Genomic DNA, 24436 nt, shown 5'->3' on the forward strand with positions numbered 1-24436 from the left:
CACGCCGCCACCCGATGCGGGTCTCCCCGCCACCGCATCGGGTTCGCGCGCTCAGCGACGTTCGGCCAGCAGGGCGTCGAGGGCCTGGTAGCTGTCGTTGAGGCCGACCTCCATGCCCGAGGCGAGCATGCCCGCGCATTCCTCGGCCGTGTGGAAGATGCTGTCGGTGGCGACCCTGGTGCGGCCGTCGCCGAGATCGAGGAAGGTGGTCGAGTCGATGCAGATGTGGGCGGGCATGCCGTCCCACTCGAAGGACTGCACGATGCGTTCCTTCGGGGTGATCTCGCGAAAGCGGCCCTCGAAACCGTAGGACTCGTCGCCGTCGTGTTCGACGAAACGCCAGTGGCCGCCCTTGCGGAACTCCCAGCGCTCGACGTCGACCACGTGACCGCGACCCCACCAGCGGGAGAGCTGCTCGATGCGGCTGTAGGCGTCCCATACCCGGTCCAGTGGGGCGTCGAAATCGCGTTCGATGTGGACTTCGCGGTCCGAGGTGGAGGTGATGACGGCGTCGTTGGTGGTGGTGCTCATTGCTCTGGCTCCGTTCGTTGCAGGAATTCACCGAGACGGTCCATCCGGGCTTCGAGCATCTGCCGATAACCCTGCATCCAGGCCACCTCACGATCGAAGACGTGCTCACAGATCCGGCAGTACCGCACCCGCCCACGCTTCTCGGTGACCACCATGCCCGCGTCCTCGAGCAGGCCGATGTGCTTCTTGATGCCGGTCAAGGTCATCTCGAATCGCTCGGCCAACTCGCTGATACTCGCGGGTCCACGCCCGAGTTGCTCGAGGATGCCCCGCCGTGTGGGGTCCGCGAGCGCCCCGAACGAGGCGTCTAGGAAGTCATACTGAACCATCTAGTTCAGTATTGCGTGGCCACGTCATCCGGTCAACCCCTTTCGGAAAACCCTGGACGGGCCGATGGATTCACTACTACGCTTTGTCGTAGAACTTGGCGGGAATCATCGAGGGGGAACACTCATGGACAAGACCACCTGTTGCATCGTCGGCGGCGGCCCCGCGGGCACGATGGCCGGTCTCCTACTCGCCAGAGCAGGCGTCGAGGTGACCGTGCTGGAAAAGCATGCCGACTTCCTCCGGGATTTTCGCGGCGATACGGTGCACCCGTCGACGGTGCGACTGATCGACGAACTGGGGCTCGGCGCGAACTTCGCCAGGTTGCCGCGCTCCGAGCTCACCCGGATGTGCATGCACGCGGGCGACCGCATGGTGGTCGCCGCCGATTTCACCCGAATTCCCGGCAAGTACCGGCACATCGCCATGGTGCCGCAATGGGACTTCCTCGACCTGCTCACCAGCGCCGCGGCCGAGGAACCGACCTTCACCCTGCGCATGCGCTCGACCGCGACCGGACTGATCGAAGAGGCGGGCCGGGTGGCAGGCGTGCGCTATCTCGATGCCGACGGCGTCGAACACGCCCTGCGCGCAGATCTCGTGATCGCCTGCGACGGACGCGATTCCGTGACGCGCGAGGCCGCGGGTCTGCGCCCGCGCATGGAAGATGTGCCGATGGACATGTGGTTCTTCCGCATCCCGAAATCGGAGGACGACATCGACGGCGGTGCCGTGCAGGCCCGCTTCACCAACGGCAACTCCGCGGTGGCCATCGACCGCGGCGACTACTACCAGACCGGCTACATCATCGAAAAGGGCTGTGACGCAGAGCTTCGCGCCGCACACGACGTGCGGTGGCTACGCGATCGCGTCACCGAACTGTTCGGCTGGCCCACCGAGGCGACAGCGGCGATCCGGGCCTGGGACGACGTCGAACTGCTAGAGGTGACGGTGGGCATGCTCGACCGGTGGTACGTCCCCGGCCTGCTGTGCATCGGCGATGCCGCGCACACGATGTCACCGGTCGGCGGGGTCGGCGTCAATCTCGCGGTGCAGGACGCCGTCGCGGCCGCGCGCATCCTGGCCCAGCCGCTGCTCGACGGCACCGTGCGGACCGCCGACCTGGAAAAGGTGCAGCGCAGGCGGATGCTGCCCGCGAGCTTCACGCAGCGATCCCAGCGCGGCGAACACGACATGCTCATCACGCCCGCGCTGCGGGGAACCCTGCACACCGCACCCTTGCCGCTGCGTGTTGTCGACGCCGTGCCCGCGCTCGCCGGAATCACCGCTTATCTCGGCGGTATCGGGCTGCGCCCCGAGCACGCGCCGGATTTCGCCCGACGTCCACAGACCGGCTCCGGATCGTCGAACGCGCGGCGCTGATCCGTCCCGGCCCCGCCGGCTGTGGACTTTCCGAACGGGGCCGTAACGGCTAGGTTTGCCGCGACGAACGGGACGAACCGGACCCGAGTGGAGCAGCAGGAGGCTTGCGGGATGAGGATCGGCACTGGGGTCGGGGCAGCACTGCTCGCGATGGGGGTCATCGTGGCGGCAGCCGGGAACGGGCACGCCGAGCCCGCGCCGGTGATCGCCGAGCAGCCGGTCGCGGCGCCCTCGCTGCGCGGCCTCGACAAGGGCGTGAACTACCAGGTGAGCGCCACCGAGGATCGGCGTGCGGTGGTCACCACCATCGACACGGGGCGGTTCCAGCTCGTCCACGACGCGACAGTCGTCGCGATCACCGACGAATCGGGGGCGGTCCTCGCGGCGCTGCCGATGGTCGTGCGAGTCGGTGCGCACGCGGTGCCGCTCACACCGTCGATCGACGAGCAGGGCACCAGCCTGACCCTCACCCCGATCAGCGAATCCACCACACCGGTGCGCGACATCAGCGCACAGGAACGCTTCTTCGCCGAAACCCAACGCCTGCAACCGAAGATCATCGAAGGTGCCGCCATCGGGGCTGCCATCGGTTTCGTACTCGGCTTCCCACTCGGCCTGTTCATCCTGGACTTCATCACCGTCCCGGTCGCCACCGTGGCAGGGGCGGCGATCGGCGCGCTCGCCGGGTACGCGCTGGCAGGCGGTCAGCCCGCGATCGACACCGCGCTGGCCTATGTCACCGGGACACCGTGAATCACTGTGTCGGACTGAGGAGTTGGGTGCCGATCACCCGCAGCAGCGCCATCTTCTCCGCCGCGTCGGTGCCGGGACGCGGCAGATAGACCAGCAGTCGCTGGGCGGCGTTCGGGGTGAGCAGGGTTTCGCAGATCGTATCGATCAGGCCGATTTCCGGGTGCAGGAACTGTTTGGTGTCGGAGATCCGCACGGCGACCTCGTGTTCGTTCCACAGCTCTTCGAATTCCGCACTGTTGCCGCGTAACTCGCTGATGAAGCCGGTGACCTCCGCATCGTCGGCGCGACGTGCCGCGGTGGCACGCAGATCGGCCACATGGCTGCGACTCATACGGGCCCAATCCGATTCGGGGAACAGCGTTCTGGCCGATGGATCGGTGAACCAGCGCCAGGAATAGAAGCGATCGAGGCCCCTGCGGGCGCCGTGGTCACCAGCCAGCAGACTGTGCATGCGGTTCTGGACGAGGACCTCGCCGAGATCGGTGATCACGGCGGCGGGGACGTCGTCGAGTTTGTCCAGCATGTGCAGCAGGCCGGGGCCGACGTGCTTGTCGCGCAGCCCGCGGTCCGGGGACGGGTGGCCGCACAGATGGAACAGGTGGTCGCGCTCGTCGGTACTCAGGCGCAGCGCGCGAGCCAACGCGGCGAGGACCTGGGTGGACGGGCGTGGACCACGCGCCTGTTCGAGGCGGGTGTAGTAGTCGGTCGACATGCCGGTGAGCAGAGCCACCTCGTCGCGTCGCAGACCGGGGGTGCGCCGGCGCAGGCCGGGCGGCAGGCCCACGTCGGCAGGGGTGAGCAGTTCCCGGTGACGGCGCAGGAAGTCGGCCAGCTCGGATCGGTCCATGTCTCCATGGTGCGCTTCGCGGCGGCGCCCAGCCAGGGACCGGCGATCCCCCGATGAACGATCTCTGCCGCGAGCGGCGCTCGCGGCGCAGGCTCGAAGCATGACGAACTCACAGATTCCCACCGTCGGCCTCGGCGACACCGGTCCCCGCGTCAGCCGCATCGGCCTCGGCGCGATGGGCATGTCCGGGATATACGGCGCCTCCGACGACCGTGAATCGGTCGCGACCCTCCATGCCGCCATCGACGCGGGCATCAACCTCATCGACACCGGTGACTTCTACGGCGCGGGTCACAACGAGATGCTGGTCGGCAAGGCCATCGCCGAACGTGCCCGCGAGGACGTGGTACTCAGCGTGAAATTCGGTGCGCTGCGCGGGCCGGGCGGAACATGGGGCGGCTTCGACGGGCGACCGGCCGCCCTCCGCAACTTCCTCACCTACACGCTGACTCGACTCGGTGTCGATCACATCGACGTCTACCGGCCCGCGCGCCTGGATCCCGAGGTGCCGATCGAGGACACCGTCGGCGCGATCGGCGAACTCATCGAGGCGGGGTACGTGCGGCACATCGGACTCTCCGAGATCGGTGCCGACACACTGCGACGGGCCGCCGCGGTGCACCCGATCGCCGACCTCCAGATCGAGTACTCGCTCATCTCCCGCGGCATCGAAAAGGAAATCCTCCCGGTCGCACGGCAACTCGGCACGGGCATCACCGCCTACGGCGTGCTCTCGCGGGGGCTGCTCAGCGATACCTTCCGCAATGGCGGGCCCGCGACGGCCGGCGACTTCCGTGCCCACAGCCCCCGCTTCCAAGGCGAAAACCTCACCAGGAACTTGCGCTTGGTCGAGGCGCTGGCCGATATCGCTGCCACGAAACAGGTTTCGGTCGCCCAGCTGGCGATCGCCTGGGCACTGAGCCGGGGCGAGGACATCGTGCCGGTCATCGGCGCGCGCAGCCGGACGCGTCTCGACGAGACGCTCGGGGCGCTCGCGATCTCGCTCACGCCCGACGAGCTGGCCGTGATCGAGGCGGCGGCCCCGGCCGACGCCGTCGCGGGCGAGCGGTACGCGGCCGAGCAGATGGCGATGCTGGACAGCGAACGCTGATTTTCGCTGTCCGCCGACCGCGCGTTGCCGCCGGTCTCCGCTACCGTTGACACCAGTAAGTCCGCACGGGTGGGTGGTGATGAGAGTGGTGTTCGACCCGCTGGCCGATATCGAACGCGCCCTGGCCGAACAGGCCGGGTGGACGTGGTTCGACGACTACCTGCTGTACACCTGCGGGGTGGCCGATCTGCTGGCGCGCGGCGAGGTGGGACTGATCCCGCACACGGCGACGCGGGTGCGGATCGAGCCCGGCGAGGTCGGTCTCGCCGAGGGAGCCGTCAGCTGGTACACGTGGCGGCCGACCGGCGACGGAAATCGGACCAGGAACAGGGGGCCCGTCGCCGGTCCGGCCCCGATCGTCGCGGCCGCACAGTTGGGTAATGCGGTCGTGAACCGGACCCGGCGCACTCAGGCAGCGGCTGCCGCGCAACCGCGCTGGGTGGCGGAACGGCCGGGGTCGGTGATGATCTCGGACCGGCGGTTGCATCTCGCCAACCCCGATCGGTCGTTCTCGCTGTACTGGTCCGCGCTCGAGTCCATCGACCTCACCGCGCCGGATCGCGTCGGCTGCCGATTCCCCGACCGAGACGGCAAGTTGCAGCAGATCCAGATCCAAAGCCCCTGGGCGGTATTGCTTTTCGTCACCGCTGCCCTGCGGCACTTTCCGCACCACCCACTGCTGAAGACCGGCACCTGGCTGCCCGCGGGATTCGAGGACAAGTGCCATCTGGCGGGCAAGAAGTGCCCGAAGGTCAGGTAGGCGCGCTGCGGGCACGACCGAACCGCCGGGTGGCGAAACCCGGCGGTTCACCCGACGCGCGCTAGCCGATGCGGGTGAACAACCGGCCGGCCAGGTCCACTCCGATCACCCCGCCGTCCTCGTCGCGGCTGAAGTATCCGCGCTGACCGACGAAAGCCCCTGAGGTGACGATGTATTCGTCACCGGCGCCGGGCAGCAGGCCGACATCGAACGGCGCGTGGTCGGGCGGGAGATCCTGGCCGGCCGCCGCACGCAGCTCCGGCTTGATCCTGACCTCGAGGACCAGACTCGACGGGGTCGCGGTGATGTCGAAAGTCATCGCGTCGATCTCGTAGCGGCCGACCAGTTCCGCGGCCGCCGCGGCGTCGAAGGGCAGCGGTGCCGGATCGACATCATCGATGCCGAGGTAGTGCGCGAGGACCCAGCGGACGATGCGCTGGTTGCACGCGATCCCGTCGGGACCGGCGTTGGCCATCACCACCACCGCGAAGTCGCGTTCGGGGACGAGAAGCAGTTCGGCGAATTGCCCGAAGCCCGAACCGCCGTGGCCGATGGTGCGGACACCATCGATGTCGCGGACGAACCAGCACTGACCGATCGCGTCGCCGAGCGAACTGGCCCGCAGCTGCACGGTCGGCTCCTGCATGCGGGCGAGCATGTCGGTCGGCAGCACGTCGCTCTTCCCCAGGTGCACGCGCATCCACCGCAACTGATCGGCGACGGTCGTGGCCAGGCCACCGCCGGGATTGTTGGCGCGGTTGCCCTTCCACGGCCGGACGACGCTCATTTCGTGGTCGGCGCCGAGTTCGTGACCGATCGCGAAGCGGCGGGTCATGACCTCGGAGAGCAGGAAAACACTGTTGTCCATACCGACCGGTGCGAGCACGAGGTCATGGACCGCGCGCTCGAAACTCTGGCCGGTGACAGTTTCGATGACCCGGCCGAGGAGGTTGAAACCGGCCTGACTGTAGGAGGAGCGTTCGCCCGGCTTGCCGATCGGCGGGAGATCACTCAACCGGCGGGCGAACTCGGCGAGCGCGTCGTCACCCTCGCCGGTATCGACGAGGAGGTTCCAGTCCAGGCCCGAGGTGTGGTTGAGCAGGGCCCCGACGGTGATGTCGGTCGAGGCCGTGAATTCCGGAACATACTGCTGAACAGTCGCGTTGAGGTCGATTCTGCCTTCGGCGACCAGCCGCATCAGCGCGGTCGCGGTCACCGGTTTGGTGATGGAGCCGGCGGCGAACAGAGTGTCGGGGGTGATGGGAAGCGGGTTGTCGATGCCGGTGACGCCGTGCGTCGCGAAGATCTCGTGACCGTCGGCGAAAACACCGACGGCTAGGCCGGGGATGCCGAATTCGGTGGCGGTAGCGGCGATGAACTGGGCGAGATCGGACATGGTTCTTCTCCTTGCTTGCTGTTTCAGGAAAGTACGAGGGCCGCGAGGCCGAGGACGGCGCTGCCGAAGACGGTGATGTTGCGCAGCGTCTGCAACGTCCACGTCCAGGCCGGGAAGCCGGATTCGGCGGCCGCGAGCAGTGCGGGAACGTCGATACGGATCAGTTCGGGATCGCCCTTGCGGTGGAACGCGGCGCGCACCGAGCGCACGGCGGTGTGATTGCTGTAGACGATGACGCTGTTGCCGAGCAGAACCAGCGTCAACAGCACCCAGTTCAGCGGCCGGGCGACGGCCAGGTCAGCGAGGTTGACGCCGGCGAGCGCGATCATGATCGCGGCGACGCTCAGTGGCGCGGCACTCTCGTGGCCACTGGCGTCGAACCGCATGCCGTTCTCGGTGAGCGCGGTGGTGCGCACCCCCTGTCTGGCCAGCTCGGACTCGGCGGTGACCATGGCGGCCGCGCCGTAGCGATTGCGCACGAACGGCATGCTCACGAACGCGGCGGCGATGGCGAGGTCGATGGTGGCGAGGAAGACATTCATGCTGGTCGATCCCTTCTTGAACTTTGTAAAAGTAGCGTAGCGGTCTACTTGAACTAAGTGCAAGAGATTTCTTGAACTTTGTAAAAGTGCCAGGTGAACCCCTATGGTCTAGGCATGCCGCGTGAGACATTGACCCGCGAACAAATCGTCGCCACCGCGATCGACCTGCTCGACGAAAAGGGACTCGACGGGCTGAACATGCGCAGCCTCGGCAAGCGGCTCGATTCCGCACCGACCGCGATGTACTGGCATGTGAAGAACAAGGACAACCTGATTCGCCTCGCCGCCGACGAGATCTGGGGCGAAATCACCCTGCCCGATCCCGACTCGCTCGACTGGCGCGCGGCCGCCGAACAGCTGGCCCGCGGGTTGTACACAACCATCACCAGGCATCCCTGGCTGGCGCAGGCGCAGTCGAGCTACCTGCTCTACGGGCCGAACAAGGCTCGCCACGACGAGGTCGCACTGACGGTGTACGAGAACGCCGGGTTCGTCGACGACGCGGCCGACCAAGCGATGGGGTCGGTGTTCACGCTGATCCTCGGCAGTGCCGCCGGCGCCGCGGCCGATGTGTCACTGCGGCGACGGCTCGGGCGCGGAGATCGCGATCCGGCGGTAGAACTCCAGGCCGCGCTCGACGAGGCAGGCGAGATCGCCCTGCCGTATCCGCGGCTGCGAGCCCGGCTCGAGCGCGCCGACACGGAAACCCTCACGGCCGTGGGGAGTTTCGAGTTCGGGCTCGCCGCATTGCTCGACGGGCTCACGCAGAGACGGCCGAGCTAGCCCGAGACAGACTCAGCCCGGCATCGGCTACTCCGAACCACGTTGCAGTGGGCTACTTCTGGCGCGCACGGTAGGCGGCGACGGCGTTGCGGTTGCCGCATGCGGTGCTGCAATAGCGGCGGGAACGGTTGCGGGACAAGTCGAGTACCAGTCCCGCACAGTCCGCGTCGGCGCAGATCGAGAGTCTGCTCAGGTCGTCGGCGCGGATCAGATCGATCATCGCCATCGCGGTTTCGACGGCGATGCGAACCGGAAGTGGGGCTTGCGGCGGGACCGCGTGCACGTGATAGTCGACGTCGCCGTGGCGGACCAACTGCGGTACAGCGCGGTGCCCGGCGAGAGTCTCGTTCACGAGCGTGACGGCGGCATCACGGTCGCTGGTGAGCATCGCGCGCAGCGGCGCGCGCAGGGCCCGGACAGCGGTCAGTTCGGCCGCGTCACCGGTGTGCGCGCCCGTGTAGACGTGTCGTTCGAAGAACTCGGCGAGCTGAGCCGCCTCGGTCAAGGTGTCGGGGTCTTCGGCGGAATTGACCAGTTCGACCGCCGCCAGCAGGGCCGCCTCGGTGTCATGAGCAAAAACCACATTGACATATTACCGCAGGCTCCTTACCGTCATTAGTCATGGTGACTTTGACTCATGACAGCGCGATCCGGATGCGGTCCGGACTGCTGCTCGCGCTGGCGTCGGCCACCTCGTTCGGGCTGTCCGGTCCACTCGCGCGTGGGCTGATGAACGCGGGCTGGAGCGCCGCCGCCGTTGTCGCCGCGCGCGTGCTGCTGGCCGGGGTGGTTCTCGTGCCGCTCGCCCTCCCCCACCTGCGGGGAAACTGGAAACTGTTGCGCACCAACGCTAATCTCATCGTCGCGTACGGCCTGGTCGCCGTGGCGGGTACCCAGCTCGCCTACTTCAACGCCGTCGCGCACATGGAAGTCGGCGCCGCGCTGCTCATCGAATACACCGCACCGATCGTCGTGGTGGGCTGGTTGTGGGTACGCCACCGGCAACAGCCCGGCGCGGCCACCATCGCAGGCGCGGTCCTCGGAATCACCGGCCTGCTGCTCGTGCTCGATGTGACCTCCGGCCTGTCGACCGACCCGATCGGCATCGCCTGGGCGCTGGCCGCAATGCTCGGCGCCGCGGCCTATTTCGTCCTCTCCGCCCAGGGTGGCGACCTCCCCGGCACCGTTCTGGCCTGCGGCGGACTCCTGATCGGCGGCCTCACCCTGATCCTGGCGGGCGCCCTCGGCATCGTCCCCCTGCACGCCACCACCCACCGGGTCGCCTTCGCCGACTTCACCACCCCCTGGTGGATCCCCATCCTCGTCATCGGCATCGTCACCGCCGCCATCGCCTACGTCACCGGCATCGCCGCCACCCGCCGCCTCGGCTCTCGCCTGGCCTCCTTCGTAGCTCTCACCGAGGTCCTCGCCGCCCTGATCTTCGCCTGGATCCTCCTCGCCGAAGCCCCCCGCCCGATCCAATTGCTCGGCGGCGCACTGATTCTCATCGGCGTCGTCACCGTCCGCCTCGGCGAACCCTCGACCTCCGCCGTCGGCGAACCCGAGACACCGGCAGACACCCTCGACGACGCGCCCGCACTGACACAGCCAGAACCCTGATCGGTGGGCGCGACAACAACCATTCCGCCACACTGACCAGGTGCTGAAGAAGCCAGTGGACAAACCGCGCTGTCCGGAATGTGGAGGCCCGATGACCCAAATCGCCTACGGCTCTCCCAGCCCGCCGATGCGCGAACGCGCCGAGCGTGGCGAGATCATCCTGGGCGGATGCTGTGTCAACGACGCGCTGCGGTGGGGCTGCACATCATGCATGGCCCGAAAGGCAGACGAGCAGCATCGTGCTGACATAGAAAAGCTGATCAGCCGCTTCGAGGATCGGCATGTCGCCCGTAGTCAGGAGCCGGATTCAACGCGTTGACTCGGTCATCGATCGACTCGACACACCCTTGCCTACCATGCCAGAGCCCTCGGCGGGCGCGTCGGTGTCGGCGTCAGGCAACACCGCTCGACTTGTGGACGCTCGCTATCTGCTGGGTGGGATGTGGGCGACGAGTGGATCCGCCAACCGGGCGAGTTCTTTGCACACCGCAGTCGGCTTGCGGTCGGCGGTGTCCCACAGTTCGATGCTGACGCGGCCGGTCGGGATGCCGTTCTTCGTGCCGAAAGGTGTGTCGAACCCGAGCTCGCAGTACCCGTCATCGACGTCGGAACCAGCGCCCCCGAAGGCCTTGGCGGCCATGAGCGCGGGCCGATCTCGGATCTTGATCGGTCGCGGAGTCGGGTACCAACCGTAGTGGCTGTAGTACACCTCATGAAATGGTTCGGCGCCCACCACGATCTCGACCGTGTACCCGTCGCCCCGCCAGCGACATCCGCCGCTGGTGCCGCTCTCCTTCTTCGACGGGTCCAATCCCGCTGCGGCAATCGCAGATTCGGGGATACCGCAAGCGTTCCATACGGGCACAGGCACTGCGGTCGTACCAGGGGGAGCAGTGGTCGGTGTAGACGGTGGTTCACTCGTCGCGACGGGCAGGCTCTCGGGCAGCTCACGGGCGAGGTCGGTGAGGATCATCTCCGCGCCCGAGCTCAGATCCGCCCGCATGGTCGGCGACCTCCAGACCGGAGGCGTCGCGGCGCCACTCCAATCCATACCGGACGTGACAACCTCGAGCCTGACGTTGCCCACCACCGCGGTCGCCCAGCTCCGCATCGCTCCGGCTTGATCCTGGTCCCTGACCATCGCGTCGTCACCGATTCCGTCGAGTTGACGCGGCGTGCTGAAGTGTTCACGCTCAACAGCATTCGACGCCATCGGCGTCGTCGTCGCGTGAATCTGCGGCGGTGGTACCGGTCCCCGATCGAGCTCGATGGTCACGGTGCGCAGCAGCGGGCCGGCGGCGGGCATGACATCACCGACCGGGACGGGGTCGGCATCGAAGCTCACCGTACAGATCAACTCGTTCGCCCCGAGGGGCGTTCCGGTGTCCGCGGCGTGCAATCGTGCATCCGCGTCTTCCAGACGCCCAGCGAACCGGCCCAATGCCTCTCGTACCGTCACATCCACCACATCGCACGACGAGGGCAACGCCGAATACGACCGCACTTCGGGGACAGCGTTTCCCGTCGTACCACCGCCTCCGGTCGAGCAGGCCGCCGTGAACATCAAGGTGCACAACACAGTTAGCAACGGGCGGTATGGGAGGGACACCCGCAACAACTACCACACAACAGCGCGACAGCATCGGCGCCGACCGCGGAGAACCCGATCTACCAGCGGTAGTCGAGGAATTTGCCGTCCAGGGTGATGACGACGCGGTCGCCGTCGGGGTGGGGGCGGCGGGCTATGTCGATGTTGAAGTTGATGGCGCTCATGATGCCGTCGCCGAATTCCTCGTGAATGAGTTCCTTGAGGGCGGGGCCGTAGACCGAGACGGCTTCCACGAGGCGGTAGATGGTGGGGTCGGACAGTGTCGCCGGGTCGGCGCCGCGGGAGGGTTGCAGACGCAGGCTTTCGGCGACGGTGTCGTCGAGGTCCAGCAGGGTGCAGACGGCGGCGGCCTGTTCCTCGGTCATCGGGTGCTGGCCGAGCAGGGCTGCCGTCGTCCAGACCACGGGTGCGCCGATCGATTCCGCGATGCCCGCCCACGTCATACCCTTGCGGATACGAGCGGCGACGATGAGGTCGGCGGCGGCGGACTTGCTCAGGATCGGTTGCATGCAGGGGCTCCTAGGGTCGGGGTCGCAGCCAGCCTGCCATTCGGAGGCACTCGCCGCCATAGTGGAATACCACTATTTACGTGGGAGCAACGTCCGGTGACCGCGAGGCAACCTCGACAGCGAAAACTCCTGCGCTAGAGCCACTACGAAGGGTTTTCCATGTCCTATCTCACACCGGCGGACTTCGTCGAGAAGATGATCGACGCGGGCGAGGCCAAAGCCTTCATGTCCACCCGCGACACCGTGATCCGCGCCTACATGGCGGGCGCGATCCTCGCCCTCGCCGCCGCGTTCGCCGTGACCATCACCGTGAACACCGGCGAACCACTACTCGGAGCCGTGCTCTTCCCGGTCGGGTTCTGCATGCTCTACCTGCTCGGATTCGACTTGCTCACCGGCGTTTTCACGCTGGTTCCGCTGGCCCTGATCGACAAACGACGCGGCGTCACGGTGCGCACGATGCTGCGCAACTGGGGACTGGTGTTCGTCGGCAACTTCGCGGGCGCGTTCACCGTCGCGGTGATGATGGCCATCATCCTCACCATGGGTTTCTCCGTCGACCCCAGCGCCGTCGGCGAGAAGCTCGGTGAGATCGGCGAATCCAGAACCCTCGGCTACGCCGAACACGGAGCCGCGGGCATGCTCACCCTGTTCATCCGCGCCGTGCTGTGCAACTGGATGGTGTCCACCGGCGTGGTCGCCGCCATGATGTCGACCTCGGTGTCGGGCAAGGTGATCGCGATGTGGATGCCCATCATGCTGTTCTTCTACATGGGCTTCGAACACTCCATCGTCAACATGTTCCTGTTCCCCTCCGGCCTGCTCCTGGGCGGCGACTTCTCCCTCGGCGACTACCTCGTATGGAACGAAATCCCCACCGTCCTCGGCAATCTCGTAGGCGGGCTCACCTTCGTCGGCCTGACCCTCTACGCCACCCACGCCCGCACCGCCCCGTCACGCCGGCCCGCCGAATCGGCAGTGGACTAGAGCTCCTCCGACGCCCGCAGGGTTGGGTCCGGGTACTCGTACGCCGAGCGAATCCACTCGACCCTGGGGCGGCCACCCGCACCGTCGAACTCGAGGAAAACCGCGTGCCGGTATCCGAGCTGCTCGATGAACGCACAGAGTTTGATGTAATCGCCTTCGCGTGCCCGCGCTGAAACGCGCCCCTTCTTCGCTTCCAGCACAAGGATATTGCCACGTTTCGAACCACTGTACGGTTCGTGCACGATCAAGTCCGGTACCACGAAGCTGACATCGTCGAGCCCCGCGCGCGCCAATCGCAGCTGCTTCCGCACCATCGAGAATTCTAAATTCGTGACACGATCGTATTCGACATCCGCCCGCCACTTCCCGGGCAGAACCGACAATCGCTGATTCAGCGCGGATGCGATGTGCGCCACCACAGTTCGCTCGTGAACGGCATCCCCGACCAGATCCGGACAGTCCGCCCACACCTGCTTGATCGCGCCACGGACCATGTCCTCGATCGACAGGGCCTCTGCGGTTTCGGGCATACCGAGATGGTCTCACCCCACACCGACACAGAAACGACGAACGCCCCGCTCCAAGAAGGAACGGGGCGTTCGGGTTACTGCTTAGCGGTAGTCGCTGAAGCCGTAGTCGTCCAACGGCACCGCTGCGCCGGTGGAGGAGCCGAAGCTGTCCGGGGAGTAGTAGGTGTCGTCGTAGGACGGCACCGCGTACGCCGCGGCACGGGCTTCTTCGGTCGGCTGCACCTGGATGTTGCGGTAACGGTTGATACCGGTACCGGCCGGGATGAGCTTACCGATGATCACGTTCTCCTTCAGGCCGATCAGCTTGTCGGAGCGGCAGTTGATCGCCGCGTCCGTCAGCACTCGGGTGGTCTCCTGGAAGGAAGCCGCCGACAGCCACGAATCGGTGGCCAGCGACGCCTTGGTGATACCCATCAGCACGGGACGGCCCGAGGCCGGCTCGCGGCCTTCGGCCACCACGCGACGGTTCGAGTTCTCGAACTCGGCGCGCTCGGTGAGCGAGCCGGGCAGGAACTCGGTCGCACCCGAATCGATGATCGTCACACGACGCAGCATCTGGCGAACGATGACCTCGATGTGCTTGTCGTGGATCGACACACCCTGCGAGCGGTAGACCTCCTGGACCTCGTGGACCAGGTGGACCTGCACCTGACGGGGACCCATCACGCGCAGCACCTCGTGCGGATCGGCAGCGCCCTCGAGCAGCTGCTGACCCACCTCCACGTGGTCACCGTCGGCCAGCAGACGCTCGGAGCCGTCGTCGTGCTTGAACACCCGCAGACGCTGACGCTTCGAGAGCTTGTCGTAGACGACTTCCTCCGACCCGTCATCAGGGATGATCGTGATCTTGTAGAAGCGGTCGTCGTCCTCGAGACGCACCCGGCCCGAGACCTCCGCGATCGGCGCCTTGCCCTTGGGGACACGGGCCTCGAAGAGCTCCTGAACACGCGGCAGACCACCGGTGATGTCGTCGCCCGCGACGCCACCCTGGTGGAAGGTACGCATGGTCAGCTGGGTACCGGGCTCACCGATGGACTGGGCCGCGACGATGCCGACGGCCTCGCCGATATCGACCAGCTTGCCGGTGGCCATCGAACGGCCGTAGCAGGTGGCACAGACGCCGGTGCCGGTGGTGCAGGTCAGCACGGAGCGGACCTTCACCTCGGTGATACCGGCCGCGAGCAGCGCGTCGAGCGCGGGGTCGCCGAGGTCGGCGCCCTTCGACACGATGACATTGCCCTTGGCATCCACCGCGTCGGACGCGAGCGTCCGGGCATAGGTGGAGGTCTCGACGTGCGCGTCACGGATGATCGTGCCGTCGGCCAGCTTCTCCGCGATCGGCACCAGGATGCCGCGTTCGGTGCCACAGTCCTCTTCGCGGACGATGACGTCCTGCGACACATCGACCAGACGACGGGTCAGGTAACCCGAGTCGGCGGTACGAAGCGCCGTGTCGGCCAGACCCTTACGAGCACCGTGGGTGTTGATGAAGTACTCGAGCACGGTCAGGCCCTCACGGAACGAGGACTTGATCGGGCGCGGGATGAACTCACCCTTCGGGTTCGTCACCAGGCCCTTCATACCCGCGAGGGTACGGGTCTGGGTGAAGTTACCCGTGGCGCCGGAGTCGACGATCGTGATGATCGGGTTGTCCGGCGGGTAGTGGGTACGCAGCGCGGCGCCCACTTCCTCGGTGGCTTCCTGCCAGATCTTGACCAGGGCGTTGTTGCGCTCGGAGTGATCGAGCGCGCCACGCTGGTACTTCTTCTCGATCAGGTCCGCCATCGACTCGTAGCGTTCCATGATCTCGGGCTTCTCCGGCGGAACGAGCACGTCCGACATGGAGACGGTGACACCCGAACGCGTGGCCCAGTAGAAGCCGGCGTCCTTGAGCTTGTCGACGGTCTGCGCGACGACGATCATCGGGTAGCGCTCGGCCAGATCGTTGATGATCGTGGCCTGACGCTTCTTCGGCATCGGCTCGTTGATGAACGCGTAGTCCGCCGGGAGCAGATCGTTGAAGATCACGCGCCCCAGTGTGGTCTCGGCCAGCCACGCTTCGCCGCGCTTCCAGCCGTCCGGGAACAGCTCGTTCTCGATATCCCGCGGCGGGCGCTGCTCGGTCAGCCGCACCTTGATGGTGGACCGCACGGTCAGCTCGCCACGATCGACGGCCATCTGTGCCTCGGCGGGCGAGGAGAACACGCCGTACTCCGGCTCGTCCTTGGCGGCGGCCTTGTAGGTGCCGACACCGTTCTCGTCGAGACGGGTCAGGTAGAACAGGCCCGTCACCATGTCCAGACGCGGCATCGCCAGCGGGCGACCCGACGCCGGGGACAGGATGTTGTTCGACGACAGCATCAGGATGCGTGCCTCGGCCTGCGCCTCCGCGGACAGCGGAAGGTGCACGGCCATCTGGTCACCGTCGAAGTCGGCGTTGAACGCCTCACAGACGAGCGGGTGCAGCTGAATGGCCTTGCCTTCGACCAGCTGGGGCTCGAAGGCCTGGATGCCGAGGCGGTGCAGGGTGGGCGCGCGGTTCAGCAGCACAGGGTGCTCGGCGATGACCTCTTCGAGGACATCCCACACCTGGGCGCGCTGACGCTCGACCATCCGCTTGGCGGACTTGATGTTCTGCGCGTGGTTCAGGTCGACCAGACGCTTCATGACGAACGGCTTGAACAGCTCGAGCGCCATCAGCTTCGGCAGACCACACTGGTGCAGCTTGAGCTGCGGACCGACCACGATGACCGAACGGCCCGAGTAGTCGACGCGCTTGCCGAGCAGGTTCTGACGGAAACGACCCTGCTTGCCCTTGAGCAGGTCGCTCAGGGACTTCAGCGGGCGGTTACCCGGTCCGGTGACCGGACGGCCACGACGGCCGTTGTCGAACAGTGCGTCGACCGACTCCTGCAGCATCCGCTTCTCGTTGTTGACGATGATCTCGGGCGCACCCAGATCGATCAGTCGCTTGAGGCGGTTGTTGCGGTTGATCACGCGGCGGTACAGGTCGTTCAGGTCGGAGGTGGCGAAACGGCCACCGTCGAGCTGGACCATCGGGCGCAGCTCCGGCGGGATCACCGGAACAGCGTCGAGCACCATGCCCATGGGCGAGTTGCCGTTGGTCTGGAAGGCCGCGACGACCTTCAGACGCTTGAGCGCGCGCAGCTTCTTCTGACCCTTGCCGGAGCGAATGGTCTCGCGCAGGCTCTCGGCCTCGGCATTGATGTCGAAGTTCTCCATCAGCTTCTGGATGGACTCCGCACCCATGGCGCCGGTGAAGTACTCGCCGTAGCGGTCGACGAGCTCGCGGTAGAGCACCTCGTCGACGATGAGCTGCTTGACCGACAGCTTGGTGAAGGTCGTCCAGATCTCGTCGAGGCGGTCCAGCTCACGCTGCGAGCGGTCGCGCAGCTGACGCATTTCGCGCTCGCCGCCGTCCTTGACCTTGCGACGCACGTCGGACTTGGCGCCCTCGGCTTCCAGCTCGGCCAGATCGGCTTCGAGCTTCTGCGCGCGGGCCTCGAGGTCGGCGTCGCGCTGATCGGCGACAGCCTTCTTCTCGACCTCCATCTCGGCTTCGAGCGTGGAGAGCTCGTTGTGACGCAGCTCCTCGTCGACGCCGACGATGACGTAGGCGGCGAAGTAGATGATCTTCTCGAGATCCTTCGGCGCCAGGTCGAGCAGGTAGCCCAAGCGCGACGGAACGCCCTTGAAGTACCAGATGTGAGTAACCGGAGCGGCCAGCTCGATGTGGCCCATCCGCTCACGACGCACCTTGGCGCGAGTCACCTCGACGCCACAGCGCTCACAGATGATGCCCTTGAAGCGGACACGCTTGTACTTGCCGCAGTAGCACTCCCAGTCCCGGGTGGGACCGAAGATCTTCTCGCAGAAGAGCCCGTCCTTCTCCGGCTTGAGCGTGCGGTAGTTGATGGTCTCCGGCTTCTTCACCTCGCCGAAAGACCACTGGCGGATGTCATCGGCGGAGGCAAGGCCGATCCGGAGTTCATCGAAGAAGTTGACGTCTAGCACGTAACTTCCTTTCCCCTGTTCGGGTCGAATTCGAGCAAAAGTTCACTAGTTGTCGAGCGCGGTGCGCGGCGCGGTCGCTTCCACAGCGACCGCACCGCTTACCACCTAGTTCGCCAGATCGTCGATGGTGGCGGCTTCGTTCCTGGACAGGTTGATGCCCAGGTTCGCGGCCGCGCGCTCCAGATCCTCGTCTTCGCCGCCGCCCATCTCGATCGCGGCACCATCCGAAGACAGCACCTCGACGTTGAGGCACAGTGACTGGAGTTCCTTGAGGAGCACCTTGAACGACTCCGGGATGCCCGGCTCCGGAATGTTCTCGCCCTTGACGATGGCCTCGTAGACCTTCACGCGGCCGACCACGTCGTCGGACTTGATGGTCAGGAGTTCCTGCAGCGTGTACGCCGCACCGTAGGCCTGCATGGCCCAGCACTCCATCTCACCGAATCGCTGACCACCGAACTGCGCCTTACCACCCAGCGGCTGCTGCGTGATCATCGAGTACGGACCGGTCGAACGGGCGTGGATCTTGTCGTCGACCAGGTGGTGCAGCTTCAGGATGTACATGTAACCGACCGCGACCGGGTACGGGAACGGCTCACCCGAACGACCGTCGAACAGCGTCGACTTGCCGTCGGCGTTGACCATCCGCTCACCGTCACGGTTGGGCAGGGTCGACCCGAGCAGACCGGTCAGCTCGTCATCCTTGGCGCCGTCGAAGACGGGCGTGGCGATGTTCGAGTCGGCCGGCGCGGCCAGCATCTCCTCGGGCAGCGTCGCCGCCCAGTCGGGACGGGTGCCGTCCGCGGCCACGTCGATATTCCAGCCGGCCTTACCGATCCACCCGAGATGGGTTTCCAGGATCTGGCCGATGTTCATACGACGGGGCACACCGTGGGTGTTCAGGATGATGTCGACCGGCGTGCCGTCGGGCATGAACGGCATGTCCTCGATGGGGAGGATCTTGCCGATGACGCCCTTGTTGCCGTGGCGACCGGCGAGCTTGTCGCCGTCCTGGATCTTGCGCTTCTGGGCCACGTAGACGCGGACCAGCTCGTTCACACCGGGAGGCAGATCGTCGTCGTCTTCGCGCGAGAACACGCGAATGCCGATGACCTTGCCGGACTCACCGTGGGGCACCTTGAGCGAGGTGTCGCGCACTTCGCGAGCCTTCTCACCGAAGATGGCACGCAGCAGACGCTCTTCCGGGGTGAGCTCGGTCTCGCCCTTGGGCGTGACCTTGCCGACCAGGATGTCGCCGTCGCGGACCTCGGCACCGATGCGGATGATGCCGCGCTCGTCGAGGTCGGCGAGGACCTCGTCGGAGACGTTCGGGATGTCCCGGGTGATCTCCTCGGCACCGAGCTTGGTGTCGCGGGCATCGATCTCGTGCTCTTCGATGTGGATCGAGGTGAGAACGTCCTCTTCCACGAGGCGCTGCGACAGGATGATCGCGTCCTCGTAGTTGTGGCCTTCCCACGGCATGATCGCGACGAGCAAGTTCTTGCCCAGCGCCATCTCACCGTTCTCGGTGCAGGGGCCGTCCGCGAGGACCTGCCCCTTCTCCACCCGATCGCCCTCGTCCACAATCGGACGCTGGTTCGAGCAGGTGCCCTGGTTCGACCGGTTGAACTTGCGCATCCGGTAGGACTTGCGGCTGCCGTCGTCGGCCATCACGGTGACGTAATCGGCCGAGACCTCTTCGACAACGCCGGGCTTCTCGTTGACAACAACGTCGCCCGCGTCGACGGCTGCGCGCAGTTCCATGCCGGTGCCCACGATCGGGGACTCGGAACGGATCAGCGGCACGGCCTGACGCTGCATGTTCGCGCCCATCAGGGCACGGTTGGCATCGTCGTGCTCGAGGAACGGGATCATGGCCGTCGCGACCGACACCATCTGGCGCGGCGAGATGTCCATGAAGTCGACCTGAGCCGGCGTCACGAACTCGACCTCTTCGCCCGCACGGCGAACGAGGACCTTCTCCTCGAGGAAGCGACCTTCGGCGTCGACCGGGGAGTTGGCCTGCGCGCGAACGTAGCGGTCTTCCTCGTCGGCGGTCAGGTACTTGACCTCGTCGGTGACCTTGCCGTCGACAACCTTCTGGTACGGCGTCTCGATGAAGCCGAACGGGTTGACCCGCGCGTACACCGACAGCGAACCGATCAGGCCGATGTTCGGGCCTTCCGGGGTCTCGATCGGGCACATGCGGCCGTAGTGCGACGGGTGGACGTCACGAACTTCCAGACCGGCGCGCTCACGGGACAGACCACCCGGGCCCAGCGCCGACAGGCGGCGCTTGTGGGTCAGACCCGACAGCGGGTTGTTCTGGTCCATGAACTGCGACAGCTGCGAAGTTCCGAAGAACTCCTTGATCGCCGCGACGACCGGACGGATGTTGATCAGGGTCTGCGGCGTGATCGCCTCGACGTCCTGAGTCGTCATCCGCTCACGAACGACACGCTCCATGCGGGACAGGCCCACGCGGATCTGGTTCTGGATGAGCTCACCGACGGTGCGCAGACGACGGTTACCGAAGTGGTCGATGTCGTCGATCTCGACGGGGACCTCTTCACCGCCGGGGGCGGTCATCGTGCGGTCACCGGCGTGCAGACGCACCAGGTACTCGATGGTGTCGACGATGTCTTCCTTGGTGAGAACCGAGGAGGTCACCGGCTCGTGCACGTGGATGCCGAGCTTCTTGTTGATCTTGTAGCGACCGACGCGGGCCAGGTCGTAGCGCTTCTCCTTGAAGAACAGGTTCTCCAGCAGAGTCTGCGCGGACTCCTTGGTCGGCGGCTCGCCCGGACGCAGCTTGCGGTAGATGTCGAGCAGCGCCTCGTCCTGGCCGGGCGTGCTGTCCTTCTCCAGGGTGGACATCATGATCTCGGAGAAGCCGAAACGCTCGACGATCTCCTCGGTCGTCCAACCCAGCGCCTTGAGCAGCACGGTGACCGGCTGACGACGCTTGCGGTCGATACGGACACCGACGGTGTCGCGCTTGTCGACGTCGAACTCCAGCCACGCGCCGCGCGACGGGATCACGCGCACGCTGTGCAGGTCCTTCTCGGTGGTCTTGTCGATGTTGTGATCGAAGTAGACGCCCGGGGAACGGACCAGCTGGGAGACGACGACACGCTCGGTGCCGTTGATGATGAAGGTGCCCTTGTCGGTCATCATGGGGAAATCGCCCATGAACACCGTCTGGCTCTTGATCTCGCCGGTGTTGTTGTTGATGAACTCCGCGGTGACGAACAACGGCGCCGCGTAGGTCATGTCCTTCTCTTTGCACTCGTCGATGGAGGCCTTGACCTCTTCGAAGCGCGGATCAGAGAACGACAGGGACATGGATCCGGAGAAGTCCTCGATCGGCGAGAGCTCTTCGAGCACCTCTTCGAGGCCGCCTGCGAGACCGACGTCGCCGCGAGCGGCCGCCTTCTCACGCCAGTCGGGAGTACCGACCAACCAGGCGAACGAGTCCGTTTGTAGGTCGAGAAGTCCGGGCACCTCCAAGGGCTCTCGGATCTTCGCGAACGAAACCCTCAAAGGGGCTCCGGGGATACCAGCCTTGGTCTGGGTGGAGACTGCCAAGATGCGTCCTTCCAGCACCTCACGCGCGTCGCGTGGTGGTCCGCGACCGTCGCTTGTCTGCTACGAATTCCGCTGGTTACAGCCCGAACGAAACCAGAACAAGCAGCAGCGGAAGTAACACCGGAAGGGTGGAACTTTCGAGTGCGAATCAAGGTGTGGACAGGAGGCAGCCAGCGCAACGTCCAAACTTACACCCCTAGACAAGGGAGTGTCAACATACCATCCGTGTGACCGGACGCACGGGATAACGCGCCGAAGCCCTGGACGCTGGCCGCGTCGGGTTCCTTCACCGCTGCGCGCCCTGCCGCCGACTCCCCCGAGACGACCGCTCACTTGGCGCTGAGCCCTCTATTCAACTGGCGCCGACCCCTGTCAGCTGGTGCTGGGCCGAATTCTCGCTGGCGTTGATGCCCCTCAACAGCTCACGCTGCTGTGAATAGGGTGACGGTTTGCGAGCCCCTCGTCAAGTGGCGCGCGAAGGTCTGTTCGCGATGCGAGATCGCCTGGCGCGCTGGGGATCCCCCACCCCGCGCCGCGGTCATTTTACTCGCGACACGCCGTGCGCGCCACCCCGGAGACGGCCGGTCAGCAGTTGTTTTCCGCCCTGTCACGCAGAAGAGCCCCGGCCGTAGGCCGGGGCTCATCCGAAGCGTAAAAGTCGCTCAGCCGTTGATCTGGCCGTGCGGAACGGTCTTGAACGTTTCGGTGGGCTGATCGTTGCCGCCGTAGGCAGCCATCACCTGAGTGTCATCGGAGGAATCCAGCGACTCGCGGATCGCCACCTGTGCCGCGTGCGGCAGGGTGTGGATGATCTCGCGCACGCGCGCCTGACGGCGGAACACGGCCTGGCGGGCGGGCATGCCGGGCTCGGCCTTCATCTGCGGGATGATGCCATCGATCTCCTCGGCGCCACCGTGGTGGTGACCGGCGTCGACGAGCGCCTGCTCGCGCGCCATCTGCGCCTCGTCCTTCTCCTCCGACATACCGATCGGGCCGATCATGCGGCCGTTGAGGAACTGCTTGACCACCGGCTCCTCGCTGGTGAGCAGCACCTCACGGGGGCCGAACATCACCAGGTTGCGGCGGAAGAGCATGCCGATGTTGTCCGGCACGGTACGGGCCAGGTTGATGTTGTGCGTCACGATCAGGATCGTGGCGTCGATCTGCGCGTTGATGTTGAGCAGCAGCTGCGCCAGGTACGAGGTACGCACCGGGTCGAGGCCCGAGTCGGGCTCGTCGACGAGGATGATCTGCGGGTCGAGGACCAGCGCGCGGGCCAGACCGGCGCGCTTGCGCATACCACCGGAGATCTCGCCGGGCAGCTTGCCCTCGGCGCCGAGCAGACCGGTCAGCTCGAGCTTCTCCATGACCACGCGGCGGATCTCGGATTCCGACTTCTTCGTGTGCTCACGAAGCGGGAACGCGATGTTGTCGTACAAATTCATCGACCCGAACAGCGCACCGTCCTGGAAAAGGACGCCGAACAGTTTGCGGATCTCGTAGAGCTCCTTGTTGGAGCAGGTCATGATGTCGGTGCCATCGATGAAGATCGACCCGCGCTCGGGCCGCAGCAGACCGATGAGCGACTTCAGGAACACCGACTTACCCGTACCCGATGGGCCGAGCAATGCACTGACCTCACCCGAAGGGAGCGTGATCGACACGTCCTGCCAAATTCGCTGTGAACCGAAGGATTTTGTTACACCCTCGGTCCTGACCTCGACGCCCACTGCTACCTCCATTGATCCCTGCGAGCACCCCACCCGCGTTCCCGCGCGCTCACATCACGGCGGTGCGCTACGACTCTGTGGGTCCGGTCACTGTAACCCATCAGTGAGACGGGGCACACCCCTACATGACTGAAGAGTAACCTGGCGCGGCTACTACGACCCGGATCACTTTCGCATGTCCGGACAAATAGCAAACGGACGGCCCGGAAAGGACCGCCCGTTCACAACAGCACTGGTTCCGAATTACTTGACGGAAACCTTGGCGCCGGCCTCTTCGAGCTTCGCCTTGGCGGCCTCGGCGGCATCCTTGGCGACCTTCTCCAGGATCGGCTTCGGGGCGCCCTCGACCAGGTCCTTGGCTTCCTTCAGGCCCAGGCCCGAGACGATCTCACGGACCACCTTGATGACCTGGATCTTCTTGTCGCCGGCACCCTCGAGGATGACGTCGAACTCGTCCTGCTCTTCGGCAGCCTCGGCCGGAGCAGCGCCACCGGCGGCCGCGACGGCGACGGGGGCAGCGGCGGTGACGTCGAAGGTCTCTTCGAAGACCTTGACGAACTCAGCGAGCTCGAGCAGGGTCAGCTCCTTGAAGGCGCCGATCAGTTCTTCGGTGCTCAGCTTTGCCATGGTGGTTCCTTTCGTGGTGTACCTCGCAGCGCATACGCACCCCGAGGCGGGTAATAGATGTCTTATTCGGCGTCAGCCGCGGGTGCTTCTTCGGCAGCAGGAGCGCCTTCGGCACTCGTGCGCTTCTCGAGCAGCGCCTGGGCGAGCCGGGCGACCTGCGAAGCGGGAGCGGCGAACAGGGCGGCAGCCTGCGAAGGCTTGGCCTTGAACGCACCGGCCAGCTTGGCCAGCAGCACCTCGCGCGAATCGAGGTCAGCGATACGCTCGACCTCGGACACGGACAGCGCGCGGCCGTCCATGTATCCGCCCTTGATGACCAGGGACTTGTTGTCCTTGGCGAACTGCTTGAGCGCCTTGGCGGCATCGACCGGCTCACCCTGGATGAAGGTGATAGCGGTCGGGCCGACGAACAGCTCGTCGAGACCCGCCACACCGGCTTCGCCGGCAGCGATCTTGACCAGGGTGTTCTTGGCGACGGAGTACGTGGCGTCGGCGCCGAGCGCACGACGCAGCTCGGTGAGCTTGCCGACCGACAGGCCACGGTATTCCGTGACAACAGTGGCCGTGGAGTTCTTGAACTGCTCCGCGATCTCCGCGACAGCGGTGACCTTTTCAGGTTTCGCCATACTTCGCCTCCTCTCTGATGTCGGTTTCGTTGGTGCACTACCGAATCAGGGGCCGGCGACAAAACGAACGCCCCGGACGCAAGGCGTACCGGGGCGCAAAATATCTTCGGCCTCAGCTCTCCCTGCGTGGGTCGCCGGCAAT

Annotated in this window: 22 protein-coding genes; 8 read left to right on the forward strand and 14 right to left on the reverse strand. The window is 65.8% G+C overall.

The genetic code is table 11. From position 1 onward, the window contains the following. Positions 1-51: 51 nt before the first annotated feature. The gene (locus tag ACFQ9R_RS14180; RefSeq protein WP_378990933.1) at positions 52-531 is read right to left on the reverse strand and encodes an SRPBCC family protein; all 480 of its coding nucleotides are present in this window, start codon (positions 529-531) and stop codon (positions 52-54) included. Beyond that, on the reverse strand, positions 528-860 hold the full coding sequence (locus tag ACFQ9R_RS14185; protein WP_378634300.1) for an ArsR/SmtB family transcription factor: 333 nt from the start codon (positions 858-860) through the stop codon (positions 528-530). The genes ACFQ9R_RS14180 and ACFQ9R_RS14185 overlap by 4 nt, the downstream gene beginning before the upstream one ends. A gap of 124 nt (positions 861-984) precedes the next feature. On the opposite strand from ACFQ9R_RS14185, the gene ACFQ9R_RS14190 reads away from it, so the two are divergent. Together ACFQ9R_RS14190 and ACFQ9R_RS14195 are read left to right on the forward strand one after the other, a co-directional pair. Then, positions 985-2241, forward strand: coding sequence for an FAD-dependent oxidoreductase (locus tag ACFQ9R_RS14190; protein WP_378990935.1), 1257 nt, complete (start codon positions 985-987; stop codon positions 2239-2241). A 111-nt stretch (positions 2242-2352) separates the two neighbouring features. Continuing rightward, entirely contained in the window at positions 2353-2994 is a 642-nt protein-coding gene (locus ACFQ9R_RS14195) for a hypothetical protein (RefSeq protein WP_378990936.1), read from the forward strand. 1 nt (position 2995) lies between these two features. Here ACFQ9R_RS14195 and ACFQ9R_RS14200 read toward each other — a convergent pair whose 3' ends face one another. Next, positions 2996-3841: a helix-turn-helix transcriptional regulator gene (locus tag ACFQ9R_RS14200; protein WP_378990937.1), complete on the reverse strand. Its 846-nt coding sequence runs from the start codon at positions 3839-3841 to the stop codon at positions 2996-2998. A 100-nt stretch (positions 3842-3941) separates the two neighbouring features. Between ACFQ9R_RS14200 and ACFQ9R_RS14205 the strand changes: the two genes are divergently transcribed. Together ACFQ9R_RS14205 and ACFQ9R_RS14210 are read left to right on the forward strand one after the other, a co-directional pair. Continuing rightward, positions 3942-4952, forward strand: coding sequence for an aldo/keto reductase (locus ACFQ9R_RS14205; protein WP_378990939.1), 1011 nt, complete (start codon positions 3942-3944; stop codon positions 4950-4952). 79 nt (positions 4953-5031) lie between these two features. Then, the gene (locus ACFQ9R_RS14210; protein WP_378990942.1) at positions 5032-5712 is read left to right on the forward strand and encodes a hypothetical protein; all 681 of its coding nucleotides are present in this window, start codon (positions 5032-5034) and stop codon (positions 5710-5712) included. 61 nt (positions 5713-5773) lie between these two features. On the opposite strand, the gene ACFQ9R_RS14215 is transcribed toward ACFQ9R_RS14210, so the two are convergent. Then, on the reverse strand, positions 5774-7108 hold the full coding sequence (locus ACFQ9R_RS14215; protein WP_378990943.1) for a serine hydrolase domain-containing protein: 1335 nt from the start codon (positions 7106-7108) through the stop codon (positions 5774-5776). A 23-nt stretch (positions 7109-7131) separates the two neighbouring features. Then, positions 7132-7650, reverse strand: a complete 519-nt coding sequence (locus ACFQ9R_RS14220) for a hypothetical protein (RefSeq protein ID WP_378990945.1) — start codon at positions 7648-7650, stop codon at positions 7132-7134. A 114-nt stretch (positions 7651-7764) separates the two neighbouring features. Here ACFQ9R_RS14220 and ACFQ9R_RS14225 point away from each other — a divergent pair, with 114 nt between their 5' ends. Then, positions 7765-8433 (forward strand): TetR/AcrR family transcriptional regulator, encoded by a 669-nt coding sequence (locus ACFQ9R_RS14225; protein WP_378990947.1) that lies wholly within the window; start codon positions 7765-7767, stop codon positions 8431-8433. 52 nt (positions 8434-8485) lie between these two features. Here ACFQ9R_RS14225 and ACFQ9R_RS14230 read toward each other — a convergent pair whose 3' ends face one another. After that, positions 8486-9016 carry a CGNR zinc finger domain-containing protein gene (locus ACFQ9R_RS14230; protein WP_378990949.1) on the reverse strand — a complete coding sequence of 177 codons (531 nt, stop codon included), beginning with the start codon at positions 9014-9016 and terminating at the stop codon, positions 8486-8488. A gap of 38 nt (positions 9017-9054) precedes the next feature. Here ACFQ9R_RS14230 and ACFQ9R_RS14235 point away from each other — a divergent pair, with 38 nt between their 5' ends. Together ACFQ9R_RS14235 and ACFQ9R_RS14240 are read left to right on the forward strand one after the other, a co-directional pair. Continuing rightward, entirely contained in the window at positions 9055-10053 is a 999-nt protein-coding gene (locus tag ACFQ9R_RS14235) for a DMT family transporter (RefSeq protein ID WP_378990951.1), read from the forward strand. 91 nt (positions 10054-10144) lie between these two features. Then, on the forward strand, positions 10145-10372 hold the full coding sequence (locus ACFQ9R_RS14240; protein WP_378990952.1) for a hypothetical protein: 228 nt from the start codon (positions 10145-10147) through the stop codon (positions 10370-10372). Positions 10373-10477: 105 nt separating this feature from the next. Here ACFQ9R_RS14240 and ACFQ9R_RS14245 read toward each other — a convergent pair whose 3' ends face one another. Continuing rightward, positions 10478-11512 carry a hypothetical protein gene (locus ACFQ9R_RS14245; protein ID WP_378990953.1) on the reverse strand — a complete coding sequence of 345 codons (1035 nt, stop codon included), beginning with the start codon at positions 11510-11512 and terminating at the stop codon, positions 10478-10480. 209 nt (positions 11513-11721) lie between these two features. Next, complete coding sequence (gene cynS, locus ACFQ9R_RS14250; protein WP_378990954.1) at positions 11722-12171, reverse strand: cyanase; 450 nt, start codon at positions 12169-12171, stop codon at positions 11722-11724. Positions 12172-12330: 159 nt separating this feature from the next. On the opposite strand from cynS, the gene ACFQ9R_RS14255 reads away from it, so the two are divergent. Continuing rightward, positions 12331-13158 carry a formate/nitrite transporter family protein gene (locus tag ACFQ9R_RS14255; RefSeq protein WP_378990956.1) on the forward strand — a complete coding sequence of 276 codons (828 nt, stop codon included), beginning with the start codon at positions 12331-12333 and terminating at the stop codon, positions 13156-13158. On the opposite strand, the gene ACFQ9R_RS14260 is transcribed toward ACFQ9R_RS14255, so the two are convergent. From ACFQ9R_RS14260 to rplJ, 6 genes are all read right to left on the reverse strand, one after another. Beyond that, positions 13155-13688 carry a hypothetical protein gene (locus ACFQ9R_RS14260; protein WP_378990958.1) on the reverse strand — a complete coding sequence of 178 codons (534 nt, stop codon included), beginning with the start codon at positions 13686-13688 and terminating at the stop codon, positions 13155-13157. The genes ACFQ9R_RS14255 and ACFQ9R_RS14260 overlap by 4 nt on opposite strands. Positions 13689-13769: 81 nt before the next feature. Further along, a complete protein-coding gene (locus ACFQ9R_RS14265; protein WP_378990960.1) occupies positions 13770-17723 on the reverse strand; it encodes a DNA-directed RNA polymerase subunit beta' in 3954 nt (1317 codons plus the stop codon). Between the two features lie 105 nt (positions 17724-17828). Beyond that, the gene (locus ACFQ9R_RS14270) at positions 17829-21329 is read right to left on the reverse strand and encodes a DNA-directed RNA polymerase subunit beta (protein ID WP_378990961.1); all 3501 of its coding nucleotides are present in this window, start codon (positions 21327-21329) and stop codon (positions 17829-17831) included. 644 nt (positions 21330-21973) lie between these two features. Next, positions 21974-23053, reverse strand: a complete 1080-nt coding sequence (locus tag ACFQ9R_RS14275; RefSeq protein WP_378634266.1) for an ABC transporter ATP-binding protein — start codon at positions 23051-23053, stop codon at positions 21974-21976. 231 nt (positions 23054-23284) lie between these two features. Beyond that, a complete protein-coding gene (rplL, locus tag ACFQ9R_RS14280) occupies positions 23285-23668 on the reverse strand; it encodes a 50S ribosomal protein L7/L12 (protein WP_194826830.1) in 384 nt (127 codons plus the stop codon). Between the two features lie 62 nt (positions 23669-23730). Continuing rightward, a complete protein-coding gene (gene rplJ, locus ACFQ9R_RS14285) occupies positions 23731-24294 on the reverse strand; it encodes a 50S ribosomal protein L10 (RefSeq protein ID WP_062988862.1) in 564 nt (187 codons plus the stop codon). Positions 24295-24436 lie beyond the last annotated feature (142 nt).

Source organism: Nocardia sp. NPDC056541 (genome assembly GCF_042794235.1).
GTDB lineage: Bacteria > Actinomycetota > Actinomycetes > Mycobacteriales > Mycobacteriaceae > Nocardia.